This is a genomic window from Rhizobium sp. RHZ02 (genome assembly GCF_014851575.1).
Classification (GTDB): Bacteria; Pseudomonadota; Alphaproteobacteria; order Rhizobiales; family Rhizobiaceae; genus Rhizobium; species Rhizobium altiplani.
In genome coordinates this window covers 423,646-444,423 of record NZ_JACUZX010000001.1, presented here as the reverse complement: position 1 = coordinate 444,423, position 20,778 = coordinate 423,646, and the positions used below count along the sequence as shown (strand labels likewise).

The 20,778-nt window shown below is 57.9% G+C and carries 23 protein-coding genes and 5 pseudogenes; 14 read left to right on the top strand and 14 right to left on the bottom strand.

All coding sequences use genetic code 11. The features are described from left to right. Position 1: 1 nt before the first annotated feature. Positions 2 to 364: pseudogene (locus IB244_RS02120) on the top strand (LysR family substrate-binding domain-containing protein); the annotation flags it as partial. Between the two features lie 187 nt (positions 365 to 551). Beyond that, a complete protein-coding gene (locus tag IB244_RS02115) occupies positions 552 to 1,694 on the top strand; it encodes a TDT family transporter (protein WP_246734275.1) in 1,143 nt (380 codons plus the stop codon). 527 nt (positions 1,695 to 2,221) lie between these two features. Here the strand turns inward: IB244_RS02115 and IB244_RS02110 are convergent. Then, the gene (locus IB244_RS02110; RefSeq protein WP_169682385.1) at positions 2,222 to 3,943 is read right to left on the bottom strand and encodes an NAD(P)/FAD-dependent oxidoreductase; all 1,722 of its coding nucleotides are present in this window, start codon (positions 3,941 to 3,943) and stop codon (positions 2,222 to 2,224) included. 17 nt (positions 3,944 to 3,960) lie between these two features. Next, a complete protein-coding gene (locus IB244_RS02105; RefSeq protein WP_169682387.1) occupies positions 3,961 to 4,263 on the bottom strand; it encodes a UBP-type zinc finger domain-containing protein in 303 nt (100 codons plus the stop codon). A 191-nt stretch (positions 4,264 to 4,454) separates the two neighbouring features. Between IB244_RS02105 and IB244_RS02100 the strand changes: the two genes are divergently transcribed. Beyond that, positions 4,455 to 4,772, top strand: coding sequence for a hypothetical protein (locus tag IB244_RS02100; RefSeq protein ID WP_169682359.1), 318 nt, complete (start codon positions 4,455 to 4,457; stop codon positions 4,770 to 4,772). Here the strand turns inward: IB244_RS02100 and IB244_RS02095 are convergent. The 5 genes from IB244_RS02095 to IB244_RS02075 form a co-directional block, all read right to left on the bottom strand. Further along, positions 4,705 to 4,914 carry a cold-shock protein gene (locus tag IB244_RS02095; protein WP_062368753.1) on the bottom strand — a complete coding sequence of 70 codons (210 nt, stop codon included), beginning with the start codon at positions 4,912 to 4,914 and terminating at the stop codon, positions 4,705 to 4,707. The genes IB244_RS02100 and IB244_RS02095 overlap by 68 nt on opposite strands. Positions 4,915 to 5,223: 309 nt before the next feature. After that, entirely contained in the window at positions 5,224 to 5,652 is a 429-nt protein-coding gene (locus tag IB244_RS02090; RefSeq protein ID WP_169682389.1) for a VOC family protein, read from the bottom strand. A 156-nt stretch (positions 5,653 to 5,808) separates the two neighbouring features. Then, complete coding sequence (locus IB244_RS02085) at positions 5,809 to 5,991, bottom strand: hypothetical protein (RefSeq protein ID WP_192241454.1); 183 nt, start codon at positions 5,989 to 5,991, stop codon at positions 5,809 to 5,811. Beyond that, positions 5,988 to 6,275 carry a helix-turn-helix transcriptional regulator gene (locus IB244_RS02080; protein WP_169682391.1) on the bottom strand — a complete coding sequence of 96 codons (288 nt, stop codon included), beginning with the start codon at positions 6,273 to 6,275 and terminating at the stop codon, positions 5,988 to 5,990. The genes IB244_RS02085 and IB244_RS02080 overlap by 4 nt, the downstream gene beginning before the upstream one ends. After that, on the bottom strand, positions 6,276 to 6,671 hold the full coding sequence (locus tag IB244_RS02075) for a hypothetical protein (protein WP_246733729.1): 396 nt from the start codon (positions 6,669 to 6,671) through the stop codon (positions 6,276 to 6,278). Positions 6,672 to 6,787: 116 nt separating this feature from the next. On the opposite strand from IB244_RS02075, the pseudogene IB244_RS32725 reads away from it, so the two are divergent. Further along, a pseudogene (locus IB244_RS32725) lies at positions 6,788 to 7,156 on the top strand (LysR family transcriptional regulator); the annotation flags it as partial. Between the two features lie 323 nt (positions 7,157 to 7,479). Then, entirely contained in the window at positions 7,480 to 7,716 is a 237-nt protein-coding gene (locus tag IB244_RS02065) for a hypothetical protein (RefSeq protein ID WP_025659606.1), read from the top strand. Here the strand turns inward: IB244_RS02065 and IB244_RS02060 are convergent. Continuing rightward, positions 7,713 to 8,381 (bottom strand): exonuclease domain-containing protein, encoded by a 669-nt coding sequence (locus IB244_RS02060; protein WP_169682394.1) that lies wholly within the window; start codon positions 8,379 to 8,381, stop codon positions 7,713 to 7,715. The genes IB244_RS02065 and IB244_RS02060 overlap by 4 nt on opposite strands. A gap of 419 nt (positions 8,382 to 8,800) precedes the next feature. On the opposite strand from IB244_RS02060, the gene msrB reads away from it, so the two are divergent. The 5 genes and pseudogenes from msrB (at position 8,801) to IB244_RS02040 (ending at position 12,170) form a co-directional block, all read left to right on the top strand. Then, positions 8,801 to 9,283: a peptide-methionine (R)-S-oxide reductase MsrB gene (msrB, locus tag IB244_RS02055; RefSeq protein WP_169682396.1), complete on the top strand. Its 483-nt coding sequence runs from the start codon at positions 8,801 to 8,803 to the stop codon at positions 9,281 to 9,283. Between the two features lie 18 nt (positions 9,284 to 9,301). Next, a pseudogene (locus IB244_RS33050) lies at positions 9,302 to 9,518 on the top strand (cytochrome c biogenesis protein DipZ); the annotation flags it as partial. Positions 9,519 to 9,522: 4 nt separating this feature from the next. Then, positions 9,523 to 9,865, top strand: a pseudogene (locus IB244_RS02050) (cytochrome c biogenesis protein DipZ); the annotation flags it as partial. Between the two features lie 14 nt (positions 9,866 to 9,879). Then, on the top strand, positions 9,880 to 10,605 hold the full coding sequence (msrA, locus tag IB244_RS02045) for a peptide-methionine (S)-S-oxide reductase MsrA (RefSeq protein WP_169682398.1): 726 nt from the start codon (positions 9,880 to 9,882) through the stop codon (positions 10,603 to 10,605). Between the two features lie 527 nt (positions 10,606 to 11,132). Next, positions 11,133 to 12,170 (top strand): hypothetical protein, encoded by a 1,038-nt coding sequence (locus tag IB244_RS02040; protein ID WP_169682400.1) that lies wholly within the window; start codon positions 11,133 to 11,135, stop codon positions 12,168 to 12,170. Positions 12,171 to 12,367: 197 nt separating this feature from the next. On the opposite strand, the gene IB244_RS02035 is transcribed toward IB244_RS02040, so the two are convergent. Together IB244_RS02035 and IB244_RS02030 are read right to left on the bottom strand one after the other, a co-directional pair. Next, positions 12,368 to 12,571 carry a hypothetical protein gene (locus IB244_RS02035; protein ID WP_169682403.1) on the bottom strand — a complete coding sequence of 68 codons (204 nt, stop codon included), beginning with the start codon at positions 12,569 to 12,571 and terminating at the stop codon, positions 12,368 to 12,370. 508 nt (positions 12,572 to 13,079) lie between these two features. Then, positions 13,080 to 14,021, bottom strand: coding sequence for an aldo/keto reductase (locus IB244_RS02030; protein ID WP_169682405.1), 942 nt, complete (start codon positions 14,019 to 14,021; stop codon positions 13,080 to 13,082). 441 nt (positions 14,022 to 14,462) lie between these two features. On the opposite strand from IB244_RS02030, the gene IB244_RS02025 reads away from it, so the two are divergent. The 3 genes from IB244_RS02025 to IB244_RS02020 all read left to right on the top strand — a co-directional run bounded on the left by IB244_RS02025 (position 14,463) and on the right by IB244_RS02020 (position 16,272). Continuing rightward, positions 14,463 to 15,551, top strand: coding sequence for a helix-turn-helix transcriptional regulator (locus IB244_RS02025; RefSeq protein WP_169682407.1), 1,089 nt, complete (start codon positions 14,463 to 14,465; stop codon positions 15,549 to 15,551). Between the two features lie 243 nt (positions 15,552 to 15,794). After that, the gene (locus tag IB244_RS32720) at positions 15,795 to 15,926 is read left to right on the top strand and encodes a hypothetical protein (RefSeq protein ID WP_281419557.1); all 132 of its coding nucleotides are present in this window, start codon (positions 15,795 to 15,797) and stop codon (positions 15,924 to 15,926) included. Next, entirely contained in the window at positions 15,904 to 16,272 is a 369-nt protein-coding gene (locus tag IB244_RS02020) for a DUF995 domain-containing protein (protein WP_246734274.1), read from the top strand. The genes IB244_RS32720 and IB244_RS02020 overlap by 23 nt, the downstream gene beginning before the upstream one ends. 131 nt (positions 16,273 to 16,403) lie before the next feature. Here IB244_RS02020 and IB244_RS02015 read toward each other — a convergent pair whose 3' ends face one another. Next, positions 16,404 to 17,423 (bottom strand): alcohol dehydrogenase, encoded by a 1,020-nt coding sequence (locus IB244_RS02015; protein ID WP_169682412.1) that lies wholly within the window; start codon positions 17,421 to 17,423, stop codon positions 16,404 to 16,406. 214 nt (positions 17,424 to 17,637) lie between these two features. On the opposite strand from IB244_RS02015, the gene IB244_RS02010 reads away from it, so the two are divergent. Continuing rightward, positions 17,638 to 18,588 carry a sulfite exporter TauE/SafE family protein gene (locus IB244_RS02010; protein WP_312867195.1) on the top strand — a complete coding sequence of 317 codons (951 nt, stop codon included), beginning with the start codon at positions 17,638 to 17,640 and terminating at the stop codon, positions 18,586 to 18,588. A gap of 3 nt (positions 18,589 to 18,591) precedes the next feature. Here the strand turns inward: IB244_RS02010 and arsH are convergent. The 3 genes and pseudogenes from arsH to arsB form a co-directional block, all read right to left on the bottom strand. Next, positions 18,592 to 19,301: pseudogene (arsH, locus tag IB244_RS02005) on the bottom strand (arsenical resistance protein ArsH). Next, positions 19,294 to 19,722, bottom strand: a complete 429-nt coding sequence (gene arsC / locus IB244_RS02000) for an arsenate reductase (glutaredoxin) (protein ID WP_192303020.1) — start codon at positions 19,720 to 19,722, stop codon at positions 19,294 to 19,296. The pseudogene arsH and the gene arsC overlap by 8 nt, the downstream one beginning before the upstream one ends. Beyond that, positions 19,719 to 20,777 carry an ACR3 family arsenite efflux transporter gene (gene arsB, locus IB244_RS01995; RefSeq protein WP_169682416.1) on the bottom strand — a complete coding sequence of 353 codons (1,059 nt, stop codon included), beginning with the start codon at positions 20,775 to 20,777 and terminating at the stop codon, positions 19,719 to 19,721. Before arsB ends, arsC begins: the two co-directional genes overlap by 4 nt. Position 20,778: the final 1 nt, after the last annotated feature.

Here is a 20,778-nt window from a genome sequence, read left to right as displayed (position 1 = left end):
CGAAAGGCCTCGGGCAGCCGGCGGCAGTCGCATCCGCCAGATCAGGATCGGCAGCATCTACCCCGCCACCATGGGCATGCTGCCGACCTTCCTTGCCAAGATCGCCCGCAAGTATCCCGATGTCCGCATCCACATCGCGTCGGGCAATACCGGCGAGATCATCCGCGGCCTGGAGACCGGCCAACTCAATCTAGGCTTCATCCGCCCGGTGGAAAACATCGGCTCCTTGCGCTTCGTCTCGCTTGCGCATGAGCGCTATTACCTGGCGGTCGGCCATGCCAATCCGCTGGCAGCCAGGGACGAGATCACGATCGACGATCTGCGCACTCAGAAGATCATCGCCTTCAACCGGCAGAACCTGTCGTTTACATGGGTAATCGCGGCGCGATCTCCTCCTCATGTGAAGAGGACCCAACCGCTGGCCGCGATGACATCATCGACATCGCACGGTCGCTGGCAAGGGCAGGAGGACGCTCGTGACCTGCGACTACAAGACACCGTTCGACTTTGGCGAAGAGGTGATCATCTGTAGCAAAATCGTGCCATGACGGTTGGCTATTACCGCTAACGTCATTTTAGTTGCAATGTACGCTCTTGGCCGCATAGCGGACTTCATCGCCATTGCAGAGTATAGGCTCGACCGTTACGATTGCTGCGCTCAGGCTAAGCCAACCAAGAGTGGCGGCAAAACAATGCCGGCAAATGGATTCAAGAACCTGTCAGAACGAATAAGTAGCTTTCCAACGCCGGTAGCAGGGCTGGCGCTTGGCATCGCGAGCCTTGGCTTGTCGTGGGAAAATCTGCTTCCTGGCGTTGGGCTTGCCGAAACCGGTGCCGTGATTGCTGCGTTTCTGCTCATCCTGCTGAGCGTGCGGTTCGTCCTTCACCCGAAAACGCTTTCCCGCGACCTCGCCAATCCCGTGGTGGGCGGTGTAGTCGCTACCTATGCAATGGCGTGGATGCTTGTCTCGATAAGTCTCTGGCAGTCCAGTCATCTGGCCGGGGCGTTGCTATGGTTGTTCGGGCTGTGCATGCATGTTGTCTTCTTGGCGTTGTTTGCCAGAAACAGAATGGCGGTTCGGTTCGAACTGCCGCATATGGTGCCAAGTTGGTTTATTCCCCCGGTCGGCGTCATTGTCGCCGCCGTGTCCTATCGAGGCCCGCACGAAGGACCTTTGTTCTTGTTGGCGGTTACTGCATTGTACTTCGGAATGGTTATCTACGCGCTGATGCTGCCGGTAATGTTTTACCGGTTCATCTTTGCGGAGAACGTTGCGGTTACAGCGATGCCGACGCTTGCGGTCCTCGCGGCCCCGGCCAGCCTGTCGCTGACAGGATATTTGTCGTTGGTCGACGACCCACAACCATTGCCAGTTATTCTGCTGATGGGAATCTCGGTGCTGATGACTGCCATTGTGTATGTCGCGTTCGTACGATTGCTTGCGCTCCCGTTCTCGCCCGGGTTTTCGGCTTACACTTTCCCCTTGGTCATCGGGGCGACGGCGCTTTTCAAAACGGCCGATCAGCTAGAGGTCTGGCAAATCCGACAGAAACTAATCGACCAAACCCACGGGCTGGCGGTCTTCGAATTGCTGATTGCGACCGCAGTTGTCGTCTACGTGATTGCACGGTTCGGTCAATTCGCGTGGACACACTGGTGGCAAGTGCCTCAACCCGACTTGATGGAGGCATAGTCACGGAAAGATTGCCTAGGTAAGTCGGAAGCAACCGCACGAGCGTTGAGGGATAGCGAAGCCAGAACCTTGTTGGGTTTTAGCGCTGTGGTTGCTAGTATTGCCTAAGAGACCGTCAGCCGGTGGAGACCAAGCATGGCCAAAACGCCTCACCAAAAAAGTGGTGATAGTTCGGTCGGAATGCACACTGTGTCTGGCATCTCTGATCCCTCAGCGAAGGGTGCGGCCTCTCCAAACGCGCTTCACGCGATTGTCAGGTCTCTAGGACGCAATCTCACATTTGCAGTCATATTTGCCGCCTTAACCGCCGTGGTCATAACAGTGCTGATAGCTATACCGGACTGAAATTTGTCTCCGCGCGGAGTAAGTTACGCATGGTCACTCTTATGGCGTGCGCTTTCGGGGCTCTCGCCCTTGCAAGCATTCGAGTTGCTTCGTGCATAACACGCGCGAGCTCTAGGTGTCGGTCCGTGAAGGTGCACCCCGATCTTGGGTCAGCGGGAGCTGGAATTTTCCGAGGCTCAGGCTCAGTTCGGCGGGGGTGAAGGCTCAAGGAACGCAGGTGGATTGCGGTCGCGATCTCGATACCCCAAAGCTGTGTGAATCTGGCTGACTACCGCCGCGCCTTCGCCCACAGCTGCTGCTACCCGCTTGGTGGAGCCCGCTCTTACATCTCCAATGGCAAAAATGTTCGGTATGCTGGTTTCGAGGGCCAGAGCTGCGCGGCCCACCTCTTGTTCGACGAAGGGATCGAAAGCAGCTCCCGTTACGATGAATCCGGCGCGGTCCGTAGTAATGTGCGGGCATAGCCAGCCGGTGTTAGGATCAGCACCAATGAACATGAAGAGCTGGCGGACTTCGAATTCCGTCTCTCTTGCGGACTTCAAGTTTCTGATCTTCACTGCCAGAAGCGACGCATCCCCCGATAAGGAGGTTACCTCGCATCCGACGTGCATCACGACATTCGGGAGGGCGGCAATCCGCTCAATCAGGTAGGTCGACATCGTATCCGCGAGGTCCCTTCGTATCACCAGATGGAGACGGCTGACCTTGGGGGCCAAATAGGCGATTGCCTGACCAGCAGAGTTGCCCCCACCGACGACGACAATATCCCGGTTCTCACACCACTTTGCTTCGATGGGCGTTGCCCAGTACGACACCCCGGCACCCTCGAAGTCTGAGACATTCGAGATACTTGGTCTGCGATATCGTGCTCCAGATGCAACCACGACCGTTCTCGCCATTATTGCTCGCCGGTCGGTCGTGCGGAGATTGATTAGACCACCGCGCCGACTCCCGGGAACGGGCGGTGACATCTCAGAAATTCTCAAGGGCAGGGCAACTTCGGCGCCGAACTTCAGGGCCTGATTGAGTGCTCGACCGGCCAGGGCTTGGCCCGAGATACCGGTCGGAAAGCCCAGGTAGTTTTCGATGCGGGAAGAACTACCTGCTTGTCCTCCTGCAGAACGTTCGTCCAGGACGATAACGCTCAGGCCTTCAGAGGCGGCATAGACCGCCGCAGCCAGTCCTGAGGGACCCGCCCCGACGATCGCAGTGTCGTACACCATCTCCGGGTCCAGCTCCGGTGTAATCCCCAGACAGCATGCTACCTCCGCGTCGGTGGGCTTTTTCAGGACAGTCCCGTTTGGGCAGACCATGACCGGTAGATCGCTGGTCTGGATACCCAGGCGCTCCACCAGATCGTGACCCTCGCCATCGCTGGAGGCATCGACCACAACGTAGGGGTATCCGCTCCGAGAGAGGAAGATTTGAAGGGCACGCAAATCCGAGTTTCCATCGTGTCCAATCAGCACGGTGCCGGAATTCCCGGTGTCGATGAGCGCCACGCGTCGAAGAATGTAGGCCCGCATGATGATTTCGCCGACCTCGGCCGAGCCGATGATGAGCGCCTTGACGTGCGTGGCGTCAAAGGGGATGGCGACGCAACCATGGTGGCCAGCCCGTGAAGCCGCCATAGCAGGCCGCCCCGACAATTGATTGAGTTCGCCTGAGAAGTGGCCCACCCCATGCGACACGATTGCGGTCTCCGAGTGGGAGCCAATTTTCCCGAAGACATCAAGCCGCCCAGAAAGAACCAGCCAAGCCGGGACTTGCCGGTCACCAATCGATGAGACCTGTTCTCCAGGACCAAACGTCTTTGGCTCTCCGCTGGCGAATCTTTTGGCTACTTCTATCTGCAACGGGGTCAGGACGGGAAACAGCTGGGCTTGGCGAGAGTGGACGTCCATGCACTCAACCTCCTGTCTTAATAAAACTGCGGAATCGGTCCGACCTGAGGGGTCTGATCAGGAAGGTCAATCATTGTCTCATCCACGTAGCACCAACCCCAGCCTTCCGGTGGATCGTAGCCTTCGATGATGGGATGGCCCGTGCTCCGAAAATGCGCCGTCGCATGCTTGCCGATTGATTGATCGCAGCATCCAACGTGTCCGCATTCACGGCATAGTCGCAAGTGGACCCAAGCTTGCCCGGTTGCCAGGCATTCTTCACACCCCATAGTCTGGGGCCTGACGGATCGAACGGAGTTCTGATGGCTGCAACGCGTCATTTGAAATCCTATCCTATCGTTGGATCTCAGGTAACATACCTGAGAACGCTACTTTGGACAGTCATACGCAAGGGTTATGGTGACCGCTTCACTTGCCGTCCATCGAACCGAGACGGGTTAGACTGCCTCACTCGACCGTGTGCTACCCATTTGAAACGTAAGAATGCAGAAATTGCGAAAGACGAGCGCTTTTGGGTGAAGATTATGGGCAAACCCACGTTGGCTTTGCGGGTAAAGCCTTGGCCACGCGATTGGCAGTTCAGCACATGGCAAACCGGGGTAAAGTCGCGACGGAGCGCGAAGCGGTGAACGCCCCTGGTTGCCTCAGCTGCCTCATTATTGAACGCCGCCTTGACAAACGTGTGGTTGAAAGTCGTTGCTCGCGGACAGATTTTACTGTTGTTGTTTCGGCTGCCGCGTCTCGCGCGGCAGCCTTCAATATTAAAGTGCGCGGAGATCTTCAGCCGCTGTTTTACCAGAACGCCGATCCTGCTTCGGTTCGTAACTGACTTTCTGACCATCCTTAAGGCCTGAAAGCCCGGAACGCTCTACCGCCGAGATGTGCACGAACACATCGGGAGAGCCATTATCGGGGGCGATGAAACCATAGCCCTTTTCAGAGTTGAACCATTTCACTGTACCAGTAGCCAATGTAAGTCCTCGGTTGATTTGCGATTGGCAAAATAGTCACGAAGGCCCGTTTGGCAAGATGCACGGTTTAGTTTGGGGGAGTTGGCCCAACGGAAATATCCGAAGACGAGGGAACATGGACAAAACATTACGGGCGCTCAACCCGATTGGGGAGCGCCCGTATGTTTGCTAGCGACAAAAACCAACTGCGTGGCAGGCCGCTTGCTTGAGTCGTCCATCTATCGATGGAATCCGCGTCTCGCAACGCCAGTTACCGCAGCGCAGCTATGCATTGCCCGTCGTTTTCGTCCTCGCCGCCAACCACCGTCGTCAGAAGTCAACTACGACTGACCGAGCGCTGCGGTTGGCCGGTCCGTGATACACCGCCTCTATGTTGTTCCCGTCTGGGTCAAGCAGGAAGGCGGCGTAGTATCCTGGGTGATATGATCGTTCGCCCGGTTTACCGTTGTCGCTACCGCCGTTGGCGATGCCCGCGCTGTGGAATGCGTCGACAGTGGCACGATCCTTTGCCTGAAAGGCCAAATGATGCCGCCCAGTCAGCTCCCCGAGGGCAGCGTCGCTGTCTCGGGATGAAATGAAGAGTTCGTCAGCCCAGAAATAGTCATCGGCCTCACCACCAATTGGAATTTCGAGCACCTCTAACAGTGGGAGGTAAAAGGCGCGGCTTGCCGAAAGATCGGCGACGACCAATTGGATGTGATCGATTAGTCGGCCGCGATGAAGTTGGGCAGTGTCCATTTCGACGCCTCCAATTCGGCAAGATAACGAAACGGCAGGGTGCGGTTTCGGTTCCATGTTTCGCCGTGATTTCGGTGGAAGTCGACATCCCCTTATTGTCGTTGCCGCTCGAGCGCAGCGTTGCACGATTCATAAATCCCCAAGGGTGGCAGACGATCAGGGGCCGGTGGTCCAAGCGGTGAAAATCGGAAAGTGATCGGAGGTGTCGATCAGCGGCTGGTCGTCATCGAAGTTGCCGTTACTGGCCGCATCGTAGGTATTCAGGCTCCTGCCGCCGCCGCGCGTGCCGTAAGCCGTCAATTGAACCAATATCACTTGAGCGCGCTGCGTGATTATCAAGTTGGCCCCGGTTGCTTTGGAACAAACCCAACGCCAAATCCGAACACGCGGCCAATCTTTTCCAACGTTTCGAGCGTGGGGTTCGCGGAGCCGGCTTCGATCTCCGCAACTTGTCGCCTAGTAAGCGACAGCATCTTGGCAAATTCCTCCTGCGTCATGCCGAACCCTTTGCGGATCTCCGCCACAGCACCGGGCAGCCTCAGGTCCCCAGTTCGAGCACGCTTCGCAAGTGTTCTCCGGTTTTCAAGAATCTCCTCTTTCGTCGGCTTCTTCCATCGAGCCATTTAGCGGTCCTTCGCCATCATTGACACGCCGCCAGACCGCTGTCCGCCATCGCTAGACAGCTGCAGGGGCAGATCGGAAGCGCGCGAACCCCCAGCAAGGCTGAGGTGATCGGCCAGCTTTCGCCTTGCGTGCCCCTGGGGCATAAGATCCAAGAGGAAGGGTGGCCAGCTGCGGCTGTATCGATTTTCGAGGTCAACGGGATAACGGACTGACAAGGCACGATGGTCGCGGACCGTTTTGCCGGTCGCGAATTCCGCCGACGCCATCGTGACGAAATAATCGAGATCGTAATCGACGATCGACGCGCCCTGGAAGCCGGCCGCGTCGTCCTTGAATTCTAGGGTCGCGGCGTGATGCCACTCGTCATCAAAATGGGTTTGGAGCGTTAGGCGCATTAATTGACCCTTTTAATGGTTCAAATAATGCATTTCTAGAAATTATTCAACCCATCAAAGTGGGTTGAATGACTACCTCCAAAACTGCCAGCTACCTGTGCGAGGCTGTGAAACCTTTGAAACTACGCCAACTCTCCTACTTCAAAGCGGTGGCCGAGGAACTGCACTTCGGCCGGGCGGCAGCCAGGATGCACATTGCCCAGCCGGCCTTAAGCAATCATGTGATGTCGCTGGAAAGGGAGCTTGGCTGTCCGGTGTTCATCCGCTCGACGAGACGGGTGGAACTGACCAGGGCAGGGGAGACCTTTTACTATCGCTGTGTGCGGATCCTGAGCGACATCGACCTGACCACGGAACTGACCCGGGCAGCCGGCGGCAGTCGTATCCGCCAGATCAGGATCGGCAGCATCTATCCGGCCACCATGGGCATGCTGCCGACCTTCCTTGCCAAGATCGCCCGCAAGTTTCCCCATGTCCACATCTACCGCTGGCCCTGATGATATCGTCGACATCGCACGGTCGCTGGCAAGGGCAGGGCGGTAAGGCACCTTCCGCGACTTCGACGACTGTGTTCTTGCAGCTCTGAGCTGTCGCGGACAAGTCCGATTGGTCTGTTAGGACTTGAAGGTTAATTGCGGTATCAGTGGCCGCCTTATTATGGACGTGCTCAAAGATGAGACTGGAGGGAAGGTGCGGCCGAGGGAGTTTGACCGCACTGCGCGCGATCTCGTCGTCAATGGCTTCTGCTCTCCTGACGCCATAGAAAGTGCACTGCGAAGAAAGCCTTTGGCCAATCAAGGAGGGTGCAATGCAGCGAAGCGGCGAGCTCGATTTCAGAACGATGTCCAAAGCCGTTCGGGCGTGGTTTCTTTACTACGAAGAAAGCCCTGATGAGAGGGCGTCGAACGTGCTATCCAGCGCGGCGATAGAATTTTACAACGACGGCTATCGTAATGCTGAGGACATCGCAGCGATGCTGATCGGCACCTACGTCGGACTGTATTCGACGAGAGTTAACGCTCCAACCTCGCTGGCCATCCACTAGGTAATTTGGGCACTCGAAGCCGACATCGCGCGCTTTGCCAACTTCGACCGGATTGCCTCAAGTGATTTGACGCTGAGCGAAAATTGCCGGCAGAGCATCTCCTGTGTCCCGTCGTCAGGGGGCAACTTGCCTGCCAGCGCAACAAATATCTTTCCCGTCCTCCACGCGTCGAGCGAGCTCGAATGGACTGTTTTCCGCCTTAGGCCGTCTGGCATTTCTCGGTCGATGCCTAGCCATGCACTCAGACTTGTGACGCCAGGCGTCACGGGCTGGCGCGCGGGAAGGGCGTGCTTTGCCATACGGTAGGTACAAACTATCCGTCCTGGATATTCGATAATCGATGGGTCACCTTCGCCGAGCATAAGCAAGTCGCCAGTCATATCGTGGGCGACAACGAGCCTTCCGGCCAGCAAGTTCGCAATCTCCTCTTTGACTTCCGTGAATTTCGGGGCAGATCGCACCTTTCGGTCTCCTATCCCGTGCTTCACTCTCGCGAAATAGCTAATCGGGCGCTCGGGATTGATCAGCCAATGGTGCTCTCGCACGAACGCACCGTGACTAAACTCGCAAACGGAAATCTCTACGGGCCGCTGGTTTTTGTTACCGTCGCCTTCGATATCCAAAGCTAGGAAATCACCTTTGGCTAGCTCGGAGAGGCGAAGCATTCTGTATCCTGGGAAACATTTCGAGGGCGGCCAATACTTACAGAAAAAGTCTGCGGAGACCAACTGCCCTGACAGGCGGCCATGCGTCAGACAGCGCTGATCATGTTTTTGCCGTGGTCAAGATTCCACTGCGGGCCTTCGACAAGTGGCGCCGGAGAAGCGTCGACAGAGCCAGCGCCTTACGGATATGACGACACTCATTACGACATATGACGCCGCCGCCACTCGCGAGCTTCCTGGCGGCGATTGCCTAATCCGCAGCCGAGGACTAGGTGGCCTTCACGTTTCGGTGTTTTCACCATCATGTGTGTAACAAGGTCGGGCTTTCTCACGTAGTTCCGGTAAGTAGTATATTCAGTGGAATATATTGCTCCAAGCAAGCGGACCTAGTGTGTCACGTCAGGTGAGGAGAAGCGAATATGTTTACCAGACGTCTGTTGTTTCTTAGTGCGGGGCTCTCTGTCGTGGCATCGCGCTTTGGCTGGGATGAGGGAGAGGCAGTCGCAGCGCAATTCTTCCCTGTCTCACATTCCGATGCAGAGTGGAGAAAGATTCTCACGGCCGACCAGTACTCGGTGCTGAGGCAGGAGGGGACCGAGTATCCCTTCACCAGCCCACTGTTGAACGAACACCGCAAGGGCAATTTCGCCTGTGCGGGCTGCGATCAGAACGCCTTCTCCTCGACCACGAAGTTCGAAAGCGGCACCGGCTGGCCAAGCTTCTGGGCACCGCTCAAGGGGGCGGTATCGACTAGCCAGGACAGTTCAGGGAGCATTGTGCGTACCGAGGTTCACTGCAGCCGTTGTGGCGGCCATCTCGGCCACGTCTTCGACGACGGTCCAAAGCCGACCGGGCTGCGATACTGCATGAACGGCGTTGCCATGACTTTTCACCCGGCCTGATGCTTGCGAGATAGACTTATGCTCCTTTTCATCCTTGCCTATCTCGGCGGTGCGCTGACGATTGTCAGTCCCTGTATATTGCCGGTATTGCCTTTCGTTTTCGCGCGCGTAGGCCAGCCCTTCCTTCGCAGCACATCCAATGCTCGTTGGCATGGCAGCGACCTTGGCGGCCGTGGCAACACTTGCTGCGGTTGGTGGCGGTTGGGCGGTGCGGGCCAATGAGTACGGCCGCCTTACTACCGCGGCTGAATGAATGGGGCCGGACTGGAAATTGGACCGTCGGTGCAGAAGACCGGGCTGAACGATATGAACGGCAGCATCTATTACCGCTTCCACGCCCGAGACCTGCATCTGGTTCTCGGGCCGGGAGCGGACGGAAAACCAGTTCGGTTCCAGGTGATGATCGACGGCAAGCGTCCGGGTGACAGCCATGGTGTCGATATCGACTCGGAAGGAAACGGTACGGTGACAGGTCAGCGGCTCTATCGACCCGTGCGCGAAGCCGGATCGGTCGCGGACCACACGTTTAAAATTCGGTTCTTGGATCCAGGTGTCCAAGCTTATGCGTTTACATTTGGCTAGAGGAGATCGCTACGATGCACATTTCTGACAAGAAAGCAGGAAGTTCTCTGCGTCTCATTATTCTCGGCGCGGCGGTGTTTTCGAGTGTCGGCGCCTGTTTGGTACTGCCGGCGTCGGCCACGGAGGAGGCAACGGTGATCCCGGCGCCGGTCGAGGACGAGCCGGTCAGCGCCGCGTCCGAAACCGCCGTTCTCGCCGCAGGCTGCTTCTGGGGCGTCCAGGGCGTTTTCCAGCATGTGAAAGGGGTCGTGAGCGCGACCTCGGGCTACGCCGGTGGCCCGCAGTCCTCGGCACAGTACGAGACGGTCAGCACGGGCTCGACGGGGCATGCTGAATCCGTGGAGGTCGTCTTTGATCCAAGTAAGGTCAGCTACGGCCATCTGCTACAGATCTACTTTTCGGTAGCGCACGACCCAACGCAACTCAATCGCCAGGGGCCGGATACGGGCACCCAGTATCGCTCGGCGTTCTTCCCGCAGACCGACGCGCAGACCAAGGTCGCCAAAGCCTACATCGACCAGTTGAACCATGCCCGCGTCTATGATGCTGCGATCGTCACCAAGATCGAGCCAGGCAAGAGCTTCTATCCGGCAGAGGCCTATCATCAGAATTTTCTGACGAACAATCCGACCTACCCGTATATCGTGATCAACGATCTTCCAAAGATCGAGAACCTCAAGCGGCTATTTCCTGAGGACTTCCGGCGCGATCCGGTTCTGGTCGCAGCCGGTGGCAATTGACGGCGCGGGCTAGCCGAGCTTTACGGAGCGCGGATGCCGGAGGCAGTCAGCAATGGCAAAACGGCATCCACCATGAATTTCAAGGCCGCAGCGTCTTTCGCGTCGTCCAGTGATGCCTCGAACTCCGCGAGTTCTATCCCCGCGATCTGTTGTGCCGGAATCCTTTCAAAGATGCCACTCAACGGAAGAAGAAATCGATAGCTTCGTTCAGTTCGTGCGAAATATTCGACGCTTATAGGCGGCCACTCTGAAGCTGCGAGGCCGCGCGCTGAGCATCCGTGGGAATTTCAACAAATGAAAAGTACGCCGCCGAACGCAGTGCTCGGTGCCCGGATGAAACTGGTTGCGAGCTCTCGGCAACACCCAGGCCGACGAATACGAAGTTTTGTAGCATTTCCTAGGGCGTAGCCTTGGTGTAGATTTGTCCGCACAATCCAGAATCCCGATCAATCCCGCGGCAGTTTCCATAGAGGCAATCTACAGCTGAGCAGGCGACAGCGGGGAGAGAGGCTAGTTCAAGGTGGGACATGATTGTCGCTCGTCGACATATTACGCGACGATGGCCGCATTTCATCGCAATCGCTTTGTCCTTCTTTCTTGATTGCGGATTACCAAAGCTTGCGGTCGCAGATCCTGTTACTGACGATGGTCGCGCTTTGATGGCGGCAATCGGGAAGAACGATTATCTTGTCGCTCGCACGATCTTACGTCGCGGGAATGTTGACGGAAATGGATATGCTGACGGGCGGTTCAAGCGGAGCTTTTTGAAGGAAGCTTTGCTGACGCAGGCTGATGATCGTTTGATTGACCTGCTGATGGAGAATGGCGCGAACCAAGAGGGATGGGACTATTTCGCCGGTCGCTCCTCGGGTGCCTATGCTGTCGCCGTCGGAGGCGTCAAAAGACGCGGTGCAGAATCTACGCTTCGGATCATACGGGCGCTCAGGAGTAAAAAGTTCGAACATATCCGCGGGGTGAAAGAGAACGTAAGCCTCCTTTCAGTTAACGGGCTTCCACGCCCAGATTTTCTATCCATCGTTGACGAGTTGGCTGCCGATGGAGTTGACCTGAAGGGAGAGTTTCGCAACGGAACGCTCAAGATGGTTCGAGTTTTCGATACGGGCTTGGAGGCCACTTGGCCGGATCTTCTCAAGATAATTGATGTCAATGAGGCCGACGCATCCGGCAATACCATTGCGAGCGTATACGCCGGGGCCAATTGCACGGTGGAGAGTTGGCAGGAAGACAATCCAAACTGGTTTTGCAACGAGGATCCCGCCAGGTTGAGGAAGATTGAAACCGCCGTCCTTTCGCCAGCGTTTAAGGGAGACACTCTTCTCCAAAAGGCCGGAGGCTGGACGACGTTTGACCATCTGGGCTTCACATCCGGTCAAATTGGGAGGAATTGCTTCAGCATTCCACGCGACGTCAGTCCTGTTCAGGATGACATTCGGGACTTCCTGAATGCCACCTTTTCTACAGAACTGTCGCAGTGGACACCTGTGAAAGACCCGTCATGTTCGGTGCGCGTTTCTACCCTCATTTGCAAATGCCCGCGGCCGTAAGCCAGGTTTGCAAAAGATGCTTACCACGAGAGATGCCTTATCGCCCACCGGGCACCCTTGTGCCTATATTTTCAGCCCATGAGGCCAGTAACCTGGCCAGGCGTCTAGCCTACTCGGCGACCCACCACCGTTCTGAACGGTGAAGCACTGGACTCCGACGAGGAAATGCACCCCACTTCGGCAAACTGCAGAACCCACTATGTGGTCGGGGAGGGAAGCTGCATGTCGGCAATGTCTTCATGCTTGCCTTTGATCTTCTCTTCGATGGGCACGCTATCCGCAGCCCGGAACTCATCGCACGGCACAGTTGCGTGCAAACTCTTTTGGGGCACTGCACTGCGACTGACGGCAAGGGCAGTGACTGAAGCCAGGACCGCGGCCAGAAGAAACATGCGCTTCATTGGTATCGCCCCAAATTGCCAAAGACCTCAGGATACAATCGCGATGTGAAGAGCTCAAAGCGCAACATCCCGGCGCCCCGGGACACATCTGAAATGGAAAAGGCCCGACACATCATGCGCCGAGCCTTTCATTGGGCTGGTCACTAGTTGGGACTGGATTCCAGCTTGCGCTGACCGGCTGAATGGTCATCGCATTCCCAGAACTGCTGAGCCTGCTTTAGGTTCCCTGTGATGAGAAAGCGAAAGCCCGGCAGGGAGGGGTCCCGCCGGGCCTACTGTGGACCAGCATTTGGGCGATGCATTGATCCTTGTAGCGTGTTGGGATTTGCTACGGTGGGGAAAACTGATGGCGGCGGGAAAAGTTCCAGCTGGCTGCGAAAAGCTCGGTGAGCGTTATGATAATTCGAGATGAACGCAAAAGACGCAATTAAATCAATTAGATGTCGCGGATATATCAGGGCCGCGATTGCGACCATCGCCACAAGCATCCATTTGGACGCCGGCCTGCCTAGTTGAGGGCCACAGAATTGAATCTTGACCAGACGTGATCAGCGATCGGCTCCTTGATCCCCGCCACCAAGCCCTTGATACGTTGGGCATCGGTGGTTCCAAGCAAAGCGGAAGCGACTGATGAATTCGCAAGAGGAAATTGCAGGGCGGCGCTTGCCAAGCTGACGCCTGACTCCCGGGCAATTTCCTGCGCTGTCTTCGCAAAAGGCGCTAGAGGATCCGAGACGTCACGCTCTGCATTCTCCTCAAGAAGCGTTCCCCCGTTCAGAATCCCTGCAACGATCAGGGGCGTTGCTGTTCGCTGGCACAGTCCCAAGAGGCGAGTTCCGGCGGTCCGATCGATCAACGTGTAGCGGCCCGTGAGCATGATGCAGTCGAGCTTGGACCGCTGCATTATGTCAAGGCATACGCCGACATCGTTCACGCCGATGCCGAAGGCGGCAATGTCTCCATTCGCCTTTAGTTCGTCCAGCGCCTTGACACCACTTTCAAGGAACTTGGCAAGGTGCCGTCGATAGTCCGCGCGACCAAGGGTAGGGGCCTCGAGATCATCAGCCAGTAGAATGTCGATTGATGACAATCCCAACCTGGCCATGCTGAACTCGAAGGAGCGCATCACGCCTTCGTAGGAGTAATCGTACGCGATGTCGAAAGGCATCACATTCGAGGGACGCCCGCCGACCGGCGTCAGGATCTTGCCGACCTTGGTAGACAGGACGTAGGACGACCGTTCATGTGTTCTGAGGAAGTCGCCGAGCCGCCGTTCGGAAAGCCCCAGCCCGTATCCGGGAGCTGTGTCAAAATAGCGGATCCCGCAATCCCAGACCGCTTCCAGAACAGCCTCGCAATCCAGAACACTGCCGAGGTCGCCAATGCGGCTGGCGCCATACCCGATTTCTGACAGTCTGAGCGGCGAGGCGCCAAGTTGGCGAAACTTCATTGACGATTGATCCGAGGATAGCGCTGGTTGACCACCTCGGTCCCAAACTTTGGAATGTTGAAGCGGGTGTAGAGCCCGAAGTAGTAGCCGTCAAGGAATAGGCGATCTTCAACTCCGGAAAGGCGATATTGGACGTCGTCCGCTTCGTTTCCGGAAGCTGATAGTGAATGCAGTAGCGAAGACCGTCCTTGTGCAGATCCTACAATGCGTTCAAAGGGGTGTCTTTACGTGCCGTCCGCTGCATCCGGCGACCCACGGCGGCGATTGCCTTAGGTCGGGGCCATGACGACAGACTACGATCGCTGTTCGTCGAGTTGATGGCCGTATCAAGCGCGTTGAACCCACACACGCGGGGAGGCTACCTCCATCGAAGGTAGCTGCTCGTCGACCATGTTGCTTCCGGGCGCTGACCGTTGTGATAATGTCGCACCGGAGGCGCCGATGGACCACGATTTCATCGCATCGATCTACGAAGCAGCAGTCATTCCCGAGCTGTGGAAGGGTCGCGGACTGCTCGATCAACTGGCACGCCGCAGCCATGCCCACGACGGTGTTCTGATGGGCGTCCCGCCGGAAGGTGATGTCCGTTGGATCGGGAACGACTCCGCCGTTCCGAAGATGAAGGTCTACATCGCAGAGAACTGGGGCGCAAAGAATCCATATCTCCTGAGCGAGGAGCGAACCCGCAGGTTCTCGGAACCGCGATTCCTGATGGACACGGACATCATGACCTACGAGGAAATGATGGCGAGCGAGTACTATCAGGGCTTCATGCGACCGCATGGATGCTTCTGGCATGCCGGAACGGGCATAACTTCACCTTCTGGAGATATCATCAAGCTCTCGATCCATCGCAGTTTCGAGGAGGGCCCGCTCCCGAGCAAGGTCACCGCATCGCTGACGGAGATAAGGCCACACCTTGCTCGCGCCGCTCTCCTGGCGTCGCGGCTGAAGTTCGAGCAGATCAAGTCGACAGTCGACGCAATGGAAGCGCTTGGCATTTGGGCTGGTGCCCTCAAGAACGGTCGGCTGGTCGTAGCCAATCAGAGTTTCCAACGCCTGATCCCGAGTACCATGCGCGACTGTCGACATCGGCTGGTCATCGACCAGAAGACAGCCGACGCCCGCTGGGAGTCGCTGCTCGAAGCGGGCGTCACCAAATACGGCGGCTCCTTCCCGATCGCCGAACAGGAGGATCAGCTTGCAATGGTCGTCCACGCGCTTCCGATAGCCGGAGCCGCGAACGACATCTTCAATGCAGCCGATCTGCTGATGGCCATCACGCCCCTGTCGAAGGAGGCAACGGTCGACGAAGGCATTCTTGCTGGGCTCTACGACCTCACTCCTGCTGAAGCGTCCGTCGCCCGCGAGATCGGCCTCGGCAAGAGCGTCGACGAAGTGGCGAAGGCCCGCGCAGTCTCCGTGGGCACGATACGAACCCAGCTTCACTCGGTCTTCGACAAGACGGGTTCGAAGCGGCAGGCTGAGCTCGCTCGGCTGATTTTCGGACTCGCCAAGTGCGGCGACTGAAGCGTTCGTCTATCAAATGATATATGCGCGCCAACCCAGCTTTTGATAGCCTGCGCTGTGGTGGCTGGAGGGGTGCCCTTGCGGCGTTGACGAGGGATTTCGCCGGAAGGTGTCCGGCCACCGATTTGGACAGGAATGCCCGTGCTGGCCCGTTCGAGCTGTGGCCGTTCCGCGCGCCTCGTGGCGCCGTTTGTCGGTCCAGGTCGAACGCGGTTTTGCTTCTGCTGACAACTGGAGGTTATCATGAGACCGATCATTGCCTTGGCAGTGCTTGCTGCCGTCCCCACCATGGCCCTCGCTCAGGCTGCGCCCAAAGGCGCCGCGCCAATTCCGGCGGCCGAGATCAGGGAAATTGTTCTCCGGGAAGACATATAATTTCACCGAGAAAGGCCACAAGGGCGAGAAAGAACCGATCTCCTGGTACCTTGGCGCCGACGGCAAGATGCTGGGTTATACCGGAAACGGACCATCCCATGCCGCAGGCACTTGGTCGACAGCGGACGGGAAGCTTTGTGTCTCGGATCAGTGGGCCGGAGCATGGGGAACGAACCATTCCGACGAATGTCAGCTCTGGGCGCGCGATACCGCGAAGCCGAAGGTTCTATACCGCGCGGAGCCGAGCAAGGGCGGAAGCTGGACGAAGTTCACGCCGAAGCTGTCCAGCGGCGACACGATCACCCCGAAGATCGAGGCCTTGAAGGTAAAGCTGGCAAAGCAGTAGTAAACCGGACCTTCGCTCCCTGTCTTTTTCGGACGCGTGCGCTGGACTCCCGAAAACAAGGGAGTCTGGCGAATGTCCTAAGTCTCCTCATTCCGCTCCATGAATGGGTAACGCAGCTTCCCGGAACTGGGTCATCTACCGGTCGTGATCACCATCCGGAAGCGTGCCGCTCCACTCATCATCCGCTCATAAGCCTCTGCCGCCCGCTCCAGCGGCATCGTTTCGATCATCGGACGAACGTTGGCGAGAGCGCTGAATGCCAGGGTGTCTTCCGAGTCGCTCGACGTCCCGGATGGCCATCCCTGAATTCCGCGACGTCCGCCAATTAACAGGAATGGCGAGACTTCGATTGGCTCGGATGACGCGCCAAGCACGATCATCTTGCCATTGACCGCCAGCCCACCAAGCACCTCGCTCATCGCCTTCGAATTGGTGACGGTCGACAGGATCACGCGGGCTCCGCCCAGCTTTCCCAATTCGGCCGCAACGTCTTGGGTGGTGCTGTCGAGATAGCGATGAGCACCGAGCTCACGCGCCAATGGCTCCTTGTCGGCTCCCCGCGCGATAGCGACCGTGCGGCAACCCATTTTCGCGGCGAATTGTACGCCGAGATGACCGAGTCCGCCGATGCCGAGCACGGCAACCGTGTCGCCTGCCCGAACACCGCTGTTGCGCAACGCGTTGTAGGTCGTGATCCCGGCGCATAGCAGTGGAGCGGCCTCGGCTGCATCGAGCTCATCAGGGATTGCGGCTAGGGCTTCAAATGGTGCGATCATATACTCTGCATAGCCGCCGTCGTAACTGATGCCGGGAATTTGTGCGTTCTGGCAGGTTACGAAATCGCCGCGCCGACAGGACGGGCAATGCCCACAATGGCCGCCGTGCCAACCAACACCCACCCGTTGACCGGGCTTCCAGTTGGGCACGCGCTCACCGACCTTATCGATCACGCCGACCACCTCGTGACCAGGCACGCGTGGGTAGGCGATGCCGGGAAACGCTCCCATCACGGTGAAACTGTCACTGTGGCATACTCCGCATGCCTGAACCCTGATCAAGACCTGGCCAGCGGTCGGGGTCGGAATCTCGCGTTCGACCATTTGCAATGATTGATTTGCGGCTTTTACTTCAACACAGCGCATGCTCGGCATTGAACCCTCCTCAGATTTCGTTTTGCCAAGTTCCACGTGTCGCGACGTCGCCACAGCAACAGGCCTTGGTCCGCGTGGCGGCATCTAGCGCGATCGACAGCCTCTTCAATCTGGTGACTGGCGCAAAGTATAAGGACGAGGGAGCAACGAGGTGACGGTGACCAATGAACGCTGTCGTTCCTAGCCGAGACAATGCAACTATTGCAGGTCAGCAATACGCGCCTGTCCAGGACTAATCAACGCTACCTTCACCTGCGCCGTCGGCCAATGGAACCTGTTTCGCCGAACATCACTTGCAGGGTATCTTGCCTGTAAGCATAAGGGTTTTCATCGTAATTGTTCTCGAGACATAATGAAGATGGACGCTCCTGCCGATGTGCCATCATCCCGTAGCAAACCGGCTGCCTTCACTGGTGGGGCGGCAATCGGCGCACTTGGCGGTCTAATTGGACTCGGAGGCGCGGAGTTCAGGCTTCCTCTTCTGATCGGAGCTTTCAACTTTGCGGCCCTGGAGGCCGTCATCCTCAACAAGGCGATGAGCCTGGTTGTCGTGGCGTCGGCGCTTCCGTTCCGCGCGGCGACGGTACCGTTCAGCGAAATCGGTTCCCACTGGCCGATCGTGGTAAATCTGCTGGCCGGAAGCTTGGCGGGCGCATGGTTCGGGGCCGGATGGGCGACGCGCCTCAAGTCCGAGACCCTCTACAAGATCATCGCCGCGCTTCTGGTCGCCATCGCTCTGGTCCTGATCGTCGGTCACAATGCCACTGCAGGCGAGCCGCTTCTAACGGGTGGTGCCCAGCTAGTCGCGGGCGTCGTTGCAGGCTTCGTGATTGGTCTCGTGGCGTCCCTTCTCGGAGTAGCGGGCGGCGAACTGCTGATCCCGACGCTCGTGCTTTTGTTCGGTGCGGACATCAAGCTGGCCGGATCGCTGTCGCTCTCCGTCAGCCTGCCGACAATGCTCGTTGGCTTCACGCGATACAGCCGTGATCAGAGCTTTTCGGTACTGGGACGCAACAAAATGTTCGTGATGGTCATGGCGGCGGGATCGATCGTCGGCACGTTCATCGGCGGCTTGCTGCTGGGGATCGTTCCGAACGCGGTTCTTCTGCCCGCGCTCGCTGTCATCCTGCTTCTCTCCGCCGTCAAGGTCTGGCGGCACAGGTAGCCGTCAGATCGACTTCAACTGCACTCTCTGTTCGAGCTTGGCAGCGTCTTCCTTCGCTCGCTGTAGCGATCCGTGAGGTAGGACGAGGCGTCGCGGGTGAGCAAGGTGAACTTTACGAGTTCCTCGCAGACGTCGACAACACGGTCGTAGTAGGACGACGGCTTCATCCGTCCGTCGGCGTCGAACTCCTGATAGGCCTTGGCGACCGAGGACTGGTTGGGGATCGTGATCATCCGCATCCAGCGGCCGAGGATGCGAAGCTGGCCGACGGCATTGAATGACTGCGAGCCGCCAGATACCTGCATTACCGCGAGCGTCTTTCCCTGCGTTGGCCGCACCGACCCGACGGCAAGGGGAATCAAGTCGATCTGGGACTTCATGACGCCAGTCATCGCGCCATGGCGCTCGGGGCTGACCCATACCTGGCCTTCGGACCATTCGGAAAGTTCACGAAGTTCCTGCACCTTGGGATGGCTGACGGGAGCTTCATCTGGCAGGGGGAGGCCCTTGGGATCGAACACCCGAACCTCGCAACCCAGTCGCTCCAGCAGACGGCGCGCCTCGTGAGCGAGAAACCTGCTGTAGGAAACCTCACGGAGCGATCCATAGAGGATCAGGATGCGCGGCTTGTGTGTCGAGAACCGCGGGCGGAGCGCTTCGAGGTCAGGCTGGGGGAGATGCCGCTCCTCGAGAGCGGGGAATTCCTCAGACAACGCGCTTTCCCTTCTCGTCGAGAACCTTCTCGCCGTCTTCCTTGGTGAAGGCACCTTTGTGAGTGTCCGGCAGGATATCGAGCACAGCTTCAGACGGCCGGCTCAACCTCGTGCCGAGCGGCGTGACGACGAACGGACGGTTGATCAAGATCGGGTCCTTGAGCATGGCGTCGAGCAATTGGTCGTTGGTCAACGAAGGATTGTCGAGACCAAGTTCTTCGTAGGGCGTTCCTTTCTCGCGGATCGCCTGACGCACGGTGAGGCCCGCGTCTGCGATCATTTTCACCAGTTCGGCTCGTGACGGCGGCGTCTTGAGGTATTCGACTACACGCGGCTCGATGCCCGCATTGCGGATCATCTCAAGCGTGTTCCGCGACGTCCCGCATGCGGGATTGTGGTAGATCGTGACGTCCATGGTCATGTCCTTTCTGTGATGGTGTTTCGGGATACGGCGGGTGCGGCCTCGTACCAGCCCTTGGTGCGGTTCACGATCCAGACCACCGACAACATCACGGGGACCTCGATGAGGACCCCGACAACAGTCGCGAGCGCGGCTCCGGACTGGAAGCCGAACAGGCTGATGGCGGCCGCGACCGCAAGCTCGAAGAAATTGCTGGCTCCGATGAGCGCAGACGGACCGGCGACGCAATGCTGTTCGCCCGATATCCGGTTCAGCAGGTAGGCCAGTCCCGAGTTGAAGTAGACCTGGATCAGGATCGGCACCGCGAGCAAGCCGATGACGGCGGGCTGCGCTATGATTTGCTCGCCCTGGAACCCGAAGAGCAGGATCAAGGTGGCAAGGAGGGAGAGAAGCGAAAGGGGTTGCAGCCTTGCCAGCAAACTGTCCAGGGATCGCGTCGTGCCATCAGCAGTCAGGCGCTTACGAACGATCTGGGAGATGGCGACCGGGATGAGGATATAGAGGACCACCGATATCGCCAGAGTATCCCAGGGGACCGTGATCGCCGAAAGGCCCAATAGCAGTCCGACGATCGGTGCGAAAGCGACGATCATGATGGCGTCATTGAGGGCTACCTGTGACAGGGTGAAGTGGGGTTCGCCCTTCGTGAGGTTCGACCACACGAACACCATGGCGGTGCACGGCGCAGCCGCCAGAATGATCAGACCAGCAATGTATGAGTCAATCTGGTCGGCCGGGAGCAGTGGGCGGAAAAGCCATCCGACGAACAGCCAACCGAGAAGTGCCATCGAGAATGGCTTGACGGCCCAGTTGACGAAGAGGGTGACCCCGATCCCGCGCCAATAGCTGCCGACCTTCGCCAGAGAACCGAAATCGATCTTCAGCAGCATCGGGATGACCATCAGCCAGATTAATATCGCGACCGGGATGTTTACCTTGGCGACTTCGGCCGCACCGATGCCATGGAACACGCCAGGCATGACATGGCCGAGCGCGATTCCAACCACGATGCAGAGGAAGACCCAGACGGTCAGATATCGTTCGAACGTGGACATA